At 52.0% G+C, this 8,867-nt stretch carries 7 protein-coding genes and 1 pseudogene; 5 read left to right on the plus strand and 3 right to left on the minus strand.

The window, feature by feature from the left end; translation table 11 throughout:
• Positions 1 to 123: 123 nt before the first annotated feature.
• Positions 124 to 453: pseudogene (locus tag FDX01_RS23230) on the plus strand (putative holin); the annotation flags it as partial.
• A 1,132-nt stretch (positions 454 to 1,585) separates the two neighbouring features.
• On the opposite strand, the gene FDX01_RS00890 reads toward FDX01_RS23230, so the two are convergent.
• Complete coding sequence (locus FDX01_RS00890; RefSeq protein WP_137399075.1) at positions 1,586 to 1,915, minus strand: YkgJ family cysteine cluster protein; 330 nt, start codon at positions 1,913 to 1,915, stop codon at positions 1,586 to 1,588.
• Between the two features lie 307 nt (positions 1,916 to 2,222).
• On the opposite strand from FDX01_RS00890, the gene FDX01_RS00895 reads away from it, so the two are divergent.
• The 3 genes from FDX01_RS00895 to FDX01_RS00905 all read left to right on the plus strand — a co-directional run bounded on the left by FDX01_RS00895 (position 2,223) and on the right by FDX01_RS00905 (position 5,507).
• The gene (locus FDX01_RS00895; RefSeq protein WP_003833178.1) at positions 2,223 to 2,498 is read left to right on the plus strand and encodes a metal/formaldehyde-sensitive transcriptional repressor; all 276 of its coding nucleotides are present in this window, start codon (positions 2,223 to 2,225) and stop codon (positions 2,496 to 2,498) included.
• A 32-nt stretch (positions 2,499 to 2,530) separates the two neighbouring features.
• Positions 2,531 to 3,649: an S-(hydroxymethyl)glutathione dehydrogenase/class III alcohol dehydrogenase gene (locus FDX01_RS00900; protein ID WP_096756948.1), complete on the plus strand. Its 1,119-nt coding sequence runs from the start codon at positions 2,531 to 2,533 to the stop codon at positions 3,647 to 3,649.
• A gap of 169 nt (positions 3,650 to 3,818) precedes the next feature.
• Positions 3,819 to 5,507 carry a methyl-accepting chemotaxis protein gene (locus FDX01_RS00905; RefSeq protein ID WP_115258431.1) on the plus strand — a complete coding sequence of 563 codons (1,689 nt, stop codon included), beginning with the start codon at positions 3,819 to 3,821 and terminating at the stop codon, positions 5,505 to 5,507.
• 46 nt (positions 5,508 to 5,553) lie between these two features.
• On the opposite strand, the gene FDX01_RS00910 is transcribed toward FDX01_RS00905, so the two are convergent.
• Positions 5,554 to 6,477, minus strand: coding sequence for a LysR substrate-binding domain-containing protein (locus tag FDX01_RS00910; RefSeq protein ID WP_135911996.1), 924 nt, complete (start codon positions 6,475 to 6,477; stop codon positions 5,554 to 5,556).
• Positions 6,478 to 6,697: 220 nt separating this feature from the next.
• On the opposite strand from FDX01_RS00910, the gene FDX01_RS00915 reads away from it, so the two are divergent.
• Positions 6,698 to 7,600 carry a manganese-dependent inorganic pyrophosphatase gene (locus tag FDX01_RS00915; protein WP_137399076.1) on the plus strand — a complete coding sequence of 301 codons (903 nt, stop codon included), beginning with the start codon at positions 6,698 to 6,700 and terminating at the stop codon, positions 7,598 to 7,600.
• A gap of 580 nt (positions 7,601 to 8,180) precedes the next feature.
• Here FDX01_RS00915 and FDX01_RS00920 read toward each other — a convergent pair.
• Positions 8,181 to 8,663, minus strand: a complete 483-nt coding sequence (locus FDX01_RS00920; RefSeq protein ID WP_135911998.1) for a hypothetical protein — start codon at positions 8,661 to 8,663, stop codon at positions 8,181 to 8,183.
• Positions 8,664 to 8,867 lie beyond the last annotated feature (204 nt).

Consider the following 8,867-nt stretch of genomic DNA (forward strand, 5'->3'; position numbering starts at 1 on the left):
ATGGCCCATTCTAATTTCCATTGTACATGTCACGGAAAAATATGAACCGAAACCCGCCATCGTGCGGGTTTTGTCGTTTCTGAGGCTCGCTACGGCGGGCCTTTTTCATTTACAGGAGAAATTATGGCTACAGAACCCGTCTCAGGGACGGGCACTGCTGTGGCGCTCGGATGGGCGACGGCATTTGGCCTGTTTACTAACACGGATTTCGGGGTGGTGTTTGGCGCATTTGCCGGGGCGTTGTTTGTGGCCACGATGCCACAGGCACTTTCTGCATGGAGGATTGCGGCGCATTTTCTGGTGTCTTTCATCATCGGCGTGCTGGGGGCAAAGGCGCTGGCGTCATATCTTGCAACGAAAACAGGTTATGACGGCACATCAGCGGATGCACTGTGCGCAGTGCTGGTAATGAAAGACCGGACATATACCTATGACCAGGCCGTGTCAGCCATTGCCCTGATGGCGCAGGGGCACAGTCAGGTTGAGCGTTTCGTTCGCGGGGTGTGTGCGATAGTGGGCAGCGGTGGCAGTGAGGGGAGCGTTCCCTTTTTTGTAAACCGTATGTCGGCGCAGACGTCTTCACAGTACTACCGGACGGGGAATGCGGCATGGGTGGCGTATGCGCTGGCATATTATTTGCTGAAATATCCGGGCGGAGAACTGGCGGTTGTTGCGCGGGATAAACTGACACAGTGTGCCGAATGGATTGAACATTTCAGGGTGACGGACAGCCGCGATGTTCGCTCCGGACTGTACATTTCCGGCAGTGGGCGCTATCAGAATGGTGTGTTTTATCCGGACTTTAAAGCGGACTGGTGTACATCGGAGCATCAGTTTGACCTGTGGTTTTTGTTTGACCTGATGGGGCGGGTGGGTTTCACCGGCTATGCTGAAAAGGCGAAAGCCCTGGCGGATTCCATGATGGAAAAACTGTGGGTGGAGGATGAAGGGCGGTTTTATGCCGGGATGCGGACTACCGGGGTGGATAAGGCTTCACCGCTGGACTGCGCGAGCTGGGGAGGGCTGTTTGTGGCCAATATAGATATGGAAAAAGCCCGGCGGTGTTTTACTTACCTGGACAGATTCTGGTACGCCACACATGATGCGACAGGGTACACGCCCTATCATCCGAAATATGGCTACCCGAATAAACAGCGTGGTGTGTGGGTGGAGGGAAGGGCAGGTGTGGCGTTACTGGCCAGAAGGCTGGGTGAAGATGCCACCGCGACGGATATACTGGCCAGGCTGGCACCGCTGCGTACACGTTACGGTTATATCGACTCATGTGATTACCCGGACGATGACGATATGCCACCGTGGCCTTCTTCCTGTAACACAGCCTGGATGATACTGGCATGTAATCCGCAGGGGTTCTGGAATGTGGATATACCCGCTATGGATTCCGGATATTACCGGTATTAACCAGACAGATAATTTCCGCGCTGTGATTATTTAGAAATGATAAGGGCGTTTAATGTTAAGTAATGAATAAGCCGCTACAAGCGGTTTTTTTACACCTTAAAAACGAAGCCCCGACGCCTGACAACCGGGGCTATTGGTGTCTGCATTTCTACCCATAATGGCTTTATATTGGATCTAGTCCATATTTAGCCCTTGCGCGATTACACGCTTTATTTGCATCTCCATTTTCACCTGACATGGCAAATTCCCTGCATGTTGACGAGCGATTCTCATAAATTGTGCAAAAAGCGCTTTCCCCTGGCGTACCCGCAAGGGCAATACAACGGGGATTTTTCTGGTTTGTGCCACTCATGCACCGGAGGTGGGGTGAGATTTTCTCGGTGAGGTAGGCAGGGACAGTACCACCCGCATCATCACCTTCAGCCCAGTAGAAGGAAACTCGAAAAAATGCACAACATGCTCCACAAGTCATGCATGGATTTAGGTTGCTCATTATTTAACCTTGCAAAGGTTATCAAGATGATTCAAGGGGTGATAAAACTAATTCAACTTTTTGTAGTGTGCAACATGACGAAAACAAATTTTTTAATTCAAAAAACTCGTATTCAAGGAGTGTTTTTGGGGGCGAATTTGGGGGCAAATTTGTTTTGGGGGCAGTTTTTGGGGCATGAAAAAGGCTGTATATGTCTACATATGTCTGTATTGTCGTTTACGTAACTCACTAAAGAATAATAATTTATTTATTTTACAAATAGTTAAAAAAGCTGATAGTATACCCCCCTATAGTATCCGGAGGGCGTATGCCGCATTCACCTGAAGATAAAAAACGCATTCTCACTCGTGTACGACGTATTCGTGGGCAGGTTGATGCGCTCGAGCGCGCGCTGGAGTCAGGCGAACCCTGTCTGGCGATCCTGCAACAAATTGCCGCCGTACGCGGCGCATCCAACGGCCTGATGGGCGAAATGGTTGAGATCCACCTGAAGGATGAACTGGTCAGTGGGGAGACCACCCCGGACCAGCGTGCCGTGCGTATGGCTGAAATCGGCCATCTTCTGCGCGCTTATCTAAAATAACACCATCACCTCGCAATAATGGGAAGAGACAGATGAAATCACGTGCTGCAGTTGCATTTGGCCCCGGCCAACCGTTAAAAATTGTCGAAATCGACGTCGCGCCGCCAAAAAAAGGGGAAGTGCTGGTTAAAATCACCCACACCGGTGTGTGCCATACAGACGCATTTACGCTCTCGGGCGACGATCCGGAAGGTGTATTCCCGGCAGTACTGGGCCATGAAGGCGGCGGCATTGTGGTTGAAGTGGGCGAAGGCGTCACCAGCCTGCAACCGGGTGACCATGTGATTCCGCTGTACACCGCCGAATGTGGCGAGTGTAAGTTCTGTAAATCGGGCAAAACCAACCTCTGTCAGGCCGTGCGCGCGACCCAGGGTAAAGGTCTGATGCCAGACGGCACAACGCGTTTTTCTTACAACGGCGAGCCGATTTATCACTACATGGGCACCAGCACCTTCAGTGAATATACCGTGTGCGCAGAGATCTCGCTGGCGAAGGTCAATCCACAGGCACCGCTGGACAAAGTCTGTCTGCTGGGCTGTGGCGTTACCACCGGGATAGGCGCCGTCCATAACACGGCAAAAGTAAAAGAAGGCGACACCGTGGCGGTGTTTGGTCTGGGCGGTATCGGTCTGGCGGTGATCCAGGGCGCGGTACAGGCGAAAGCCGGGCGCATTTTAGCGGTCGATACCAACCCGGAGAAATTCAAGCTGGCCGGTGAAATGGGTGCGACAGATTTCATCAATCCGAACGATTACGATAAGCCGGTGCAGGACGTGATTGTTGAGCTTACCGACGGCGGCGTGGACTTCAGCTTTGAATGCATCGGTAATGTGAACGTGATGCGTGCTGCGCTGGAGTGCTGCCACAAAGGGTGGGGCGAGAGCATCATCATTGGCGTGGCGGGCGCTGGGCAGGAGATCAAAACACGTCCGTTCCAGCTGGTGACCGGACGCGTCTGGCGCGGCTCCGCATTTGGTGGTGTAAAAGGGCGTACGCAGCTGCCGGGCATGGTCGAAGACGCAATGAGCGGGAAAATTCAGTTAGATCCGTTTATTACGCATCGCCTGCCGCTGGAGCAGATCAACGAGGCGTTCGATTTAATGCATCAGGGTAAGTCTATTCGTACTGTTATCCACTTTGGCGATAACTGATCCATCCGCCAGCGGAACTCTCCGCTGGCACTTTCCTGAATTTTTTAGAATGATGTTGTGAAAGTGTGACGAAACCGGCGCTTTTCGCGGTAAGCAATCCTGGCGGATTGCCGATGACTATCTATCGGGCGTGTTTTCACGCATAAACCCTACAAGAGAGTCGACGGTCATGGACAACACAACATCGATGCAGGCCCAGCATAAACTGGGCTTCCTGCATCAAATCCGACTGGTTCCGCTGTTTTCCTCCATTCTCGGTGGCATCCTTCTGCTGTTCGCCTTAAGTTCCGGGCTGGCGAGCTATTTTCTTATGCAGGCCGATCGCGATCAGCGCGATGTGACTGATGAAATTCAGGTCAGGATGGGGTTATCGAACAGCTCTAACCACTTGCGCACCTCGCGTATCAATATGATCCATGCTGGTGCGGCGAGTCGTATTGCCGAAATGGACGATATGAAGGCCAATATTGCGGAGGCGGAAAAGCGGATTAAGCAGTCGCAGGAGGGCTTTAATGCCTATCTGTCTCGGGCGGTGAAAACGCCGGCAGATGAAGCGCTGGACGCTGAACTGAGCGCCAGTTTCAAAGCCTATATCGACGGTTTGCAGCCGATGCTCAAGTACGCCAAAAACGGCATGTTTGAAGCGATCATTAACCATGAAAATGAACAGGCCAGACCGCTGGATACCGCCTACAACAAAGCGCTGCTGAAGGCCATTGAGATCCGCACCGCAAGGGCAAACCAGCTCAGTGAGCAGGCCCATCATCGGACACAAATTGGCATGGTCTTTATGCTGGGCGCATTCGGTCTGGCACTGGCATTGACGCTGATGACGTTTATGGTGTTGCGTCGTACCGTGATCCATCCGCTGCTGCGCGCCGCCCAACGCATTGAGCAAATCTCAGCGGGCGATCTGACCATGCAGGATGAGCCCACCGGGCGCAGCGAGATTGGTCGTTTGAGCCGTCATTTGCAGGCCATGCAGCATTCGCTGGTAAAAACCGTGGGAACCGTGCGTCAGGGGGCAGAAGAAATCTATCGCGGGACCAGTGAAATCTCTATGGGGAATACGGACCTGTCATCGCGTACAGAAGAGCAGGCTGCGGCGATTGAACAGACGGCGGCCAGTATGGAAGAGCTGACGGCTACGGTGAAACAGAACGCCGATAATGCACATCATGCCAGTAAACTGGCGGAAGATGCTTCCGGAAAAGCCAGTCGGGGTGGTCAGATGGTTTCTGGCGTGGTGCATACCATGGGCAACATTTCGACCAGCTCGAAGAAAATCTCTGAAATTACCGCCGTTATCAACAGCATTGCTTTCCAGACCAACATCCTGGCGCTGAATGCGGCGGTGGAAGCGGCGCGAGCAGGCGAGCAAGGGCGCGGCTTTGCGGTGGTGGCCAGCGAAGTGCGTACTCTGGCAAGCCGTAGTGCCCAGGCAGCAAAAGAGATTGAAGGATTAATCAGCGAATCCGTACGGCTGATTGATCAAGGCTCCGGGGAAGTGGTGGCTGCAGGCAATACCATGACGGATATCGTCGATGCGGTAAAACGCGTGACCGATATTATGCTGGAGATTGCTGCCGCCTCCGATGAGCAAAGTCGGGGCATCGTGCAGGTGAGCCAGGCGATTTCAGAGATGGACAAAGTCACGCAGCAAAACGCTTCGCTGGTCGAAGAAGCGTCTGCTGCCGCGGCCTCGCTGGAGGAGCAGGCTGCACGTTTAACCCAGGCAGTTGGCACCTTTCGCTTGCAGGGCGGCAGCGTGAAAAAACGCGCGCCCCTTGCTGCCACACCGGTTTATTCGTCGCCGCAAACGTCGCCATCCCACGGTGAGAATTGGGAAACGTTTTAACGATAAAGGGACCCGCGGGTCCCTTTATTTTTGGCGGCGGGAAATATCAAAACGGGACAGTTTTGCGGATCGCGGCGATGAGGATCTGTGCGGCGGTAGAGAGCTGAACGTCGCTACGGGTCAAAATGCCAATGGGTTCGCCGGATCCTTGCGTCGGTACCGGTAATGACACCAGTGTGGCCTGGCGTAAATCTTCCCGCACCGCGCCTGACGGCACAAACCATACGTAGTCGTAATCCACTGTCAACTGGCGCGACAGCGACGCCGACAGCGTTTCAATACAACCTCGCGGCAGTTCACACCCCTGGCTTAGCAGCAGGGCTTCCGCATGCTGCCTCGGCGCGGTACCTTTTGGCGATACCACGACCGGCCACTCCATCACCCGGCTTAGCGTGATGGTTTCCTGCAACAGCGGGTGGTTAGGGCGTACTACCAGCTTGAGCGACTCGAGAAATAATAATTCGTAGTTTAGCCCGACCATGAGTTCCGCATCGGCCATCCGGCCAATGCCGAGATCGATTTCCCCGGATTTTAACCCAGCGAGGATCATCGGGTTACTCATGGTGGCAACTTGCAGCGTGGTCTCCATTTGCTGCTTGTGGAACGGACCAATGACGGCGGGAAGAATACCCAGTGCAGCCGTCGGTAGTGCTCCGATGCGCACGACATCATTATGTGCTTCTTCCCGACGATTTAATGCCTGACCGGCCGTATTGAGCGCGTCCAGCACTCTTACCGCATGGGTAAGAAACTGTTCGCCGGGTAGCGTTAACTGCGCACCAAGGCGACCGCGCTCGAAGAGGCGTGTCCCGGTCAGTTGCTCCAGTTCGTTGAGTGTTTTGGAGAGAGCCGGTTGACTCAGGTTTAGGGTTTCAGCCGCGCGCCCCAGCGTCCCCTGTTGGGCAACGGCGACAAAAGTGTGAAGATGGCGCAAGCGAATACGCTGATTGAACAGAACATTTTTTTCCATAAGCGATGTTAAAAACAGAGCCGTATCGGTAGCAAGTAAAGTTGTTGGTTTTTGATAACCTGATAGCAAAATATTATTAACATTTATCGTATTTTACTTACAACTGATTTATTTTGCTTATGTTTTGTACTGCCTGACTGCGCAGCGGGATCATGGAAGGGAATGTACCCGATCGTTATACTTTGGTTATTGTTCTCTTCACATTACAAGGCACTGATTAATGATACATGTCATAGGGCACCTTAATCCCGATAGCGATGCCATCTGCACCGCCGCGATGACTGCGCGCTGGTTAACCTTACGCGGCCAGCAGGCGACGGCATGGCGCGCGGGTGAACCTAACCGTGAAACGCAATTTATCTTTGAGCACGCGGGACTCTCGATGCCCGAACTGCTGACGTTTCCGTTGACCGACAGCGATGTCTGGCTGGTGGATTTTACTGAACCCGCTCAGGGTCCAGACTCTCTGGCTGAGAGTAATGTCGTTGGTATTATCGATCATCACCGCCTCGGCGGTTTGATGACGCGTTTACCGCCGGAAGTGTGGGTGAAACCGGTCGGCAGTAGCGCGACGCTGTTATGGCAACTAATGTCGGAAGAGGAGCGTCGCCAGATCTCTTCCTCCGAGGCCGTGTTGCTGCTGGGGGCCATTTTGAGTGACACTGTCACGCTACGCTCACCTACCACTACGGCAGACGACTGCCAGGCGGTGGACGCGTTGGTCGAAAAAACGGGAGTTGATCGGGAGGCATTCTGCCGCGACCTGCTATCAGCTAAAACCAGCGTGGAGGGGATGAGCGCCCGGCAACTTCTCAATAAAGATTGCAAAACGTTCACGATTCATGGGCTCCAGGTTTGCGTGGCGCAGCTCGAACTTTACGCACTGGATCAGGTGGCGCCGGTGCTGGACGATTTGCGTGCGGAAATGGTGCGCTATGCTGAGGAACGCCATGCTGCGCTGGTCGTGCTGATGCTGACGGATATCAACAAAGGCGACACCAGCCTGTGGTTTGCCGGAAAAGAACTGACAGATATCGCGCAGCCCTGCAAGGTTGAAGGGATGCTGAGTCGTAAAAAACAGATGCTGCCGTGGCTGGAAAACCATTTGCAACCACGCCAGTAAGCACCGTTCATCGTCTACGCGGGTGGGGGGAATTCATGCGGGATCACAGTTTGATATTCGGTATGAATATTAAAAACAACCAGTTGCGAGCTTGTGCAGGTAGTTATTGTATGAAACTGTTGTGATAGCAGCAAGCAAGAACATACACAGGAGTACGTAGTATTCATAGCGCTGGACAAATTTGTCTAGCAGGAATACTCCTCACTTTCTCGGGGAAATCCCCGAGAAAGAATAGTTTTCTCTGGACAATTTTGTCCATTGAAATTAAGCCATTTTAAGCGGTTTTGTGAGTAGGTAAGGTGATTGCCTGCCTTGCATCATTTAAACGCTCTGTAGGCTGTCTGGTTAGTCGTCCTTCGGACTCTATACCATTTTGATCTTTCATAGCCAAAGCTATTCATCATGTAGGCGGTGTGATAATTCTCACAGCGGTGAATGTGCTTATCAGTGCGGTAGTAAGAAGGGGAATAATTAACGCAGTAGTAGTATCAAAACTCTTTCCGGTGAAATAAAAACAGAAAAGGGAACCATAATATTAGGCTACCCCTTCTCAACTATTCTAAATGCACAAAAATGTGCATTAATCTTTCCTAAGCTCTCTCAGCTTATCCATCAGCTTACTTAATTCCTCCATCAACCTATTATGATCACGTTCTTCTGATTCTTTCATAATACGTTCTGCTTCTTCCCGTCTTGCCGTACTCAATAGCCGTTCACGTTCTTCAACCTGCTTTCTTAATCGTTGTTCGAATTCTTCTACATCGATGGAAGCTACCACCACTGGATTCTCTAGCAGTTGGTACAGGGGAGTAAATAATTCTGTATAGGGATCTATAGCGTCTACAGTAGGAGGTGAGCGATAGTAGGTTAAACCCTTTCTCCATCGTGCAAGCTGTGCATAGTTCAGGCTAGGTTTCTTCCCTGTACCATCATATGCTTCTTTCACAGCATCCAACACAGCAGCAGGTTTCACACCCTTGCTTATCTTGAGCGCTTCCTTCATACGCTTCTCTTGTGGCTGTGTGCTATCTCCGAGCAATATTAAATTAACGTTCTTCATCATATGCCCCTAAAAAGTTAAGGCCGTATGTTAATACACACTGCCTTTTACGTTCAAGCGTCCTCTGCTGGTTCCCAGTCTGGAAAGATAGCTTTCATCTGATCGATAGCTTTCTGTTTAGCTCGTGTTGCAGCTTGTTCTACAAAGGCTGCTACTTCTGCTTGAGTCTCAAGTTGTAGTGGCATAGTGAATTTGGCCACCTGAATA

The sequence above is a fragment of the Citrobacter sp. wls613 genome, from assembly GCF_005281195.1.
GTDB lineage: Bacteria > Pseudomonadota > Gammaproteobacteria > Enterobacterales > Enterobacteriaceae > Citrobacter > Citrobacter gillenii.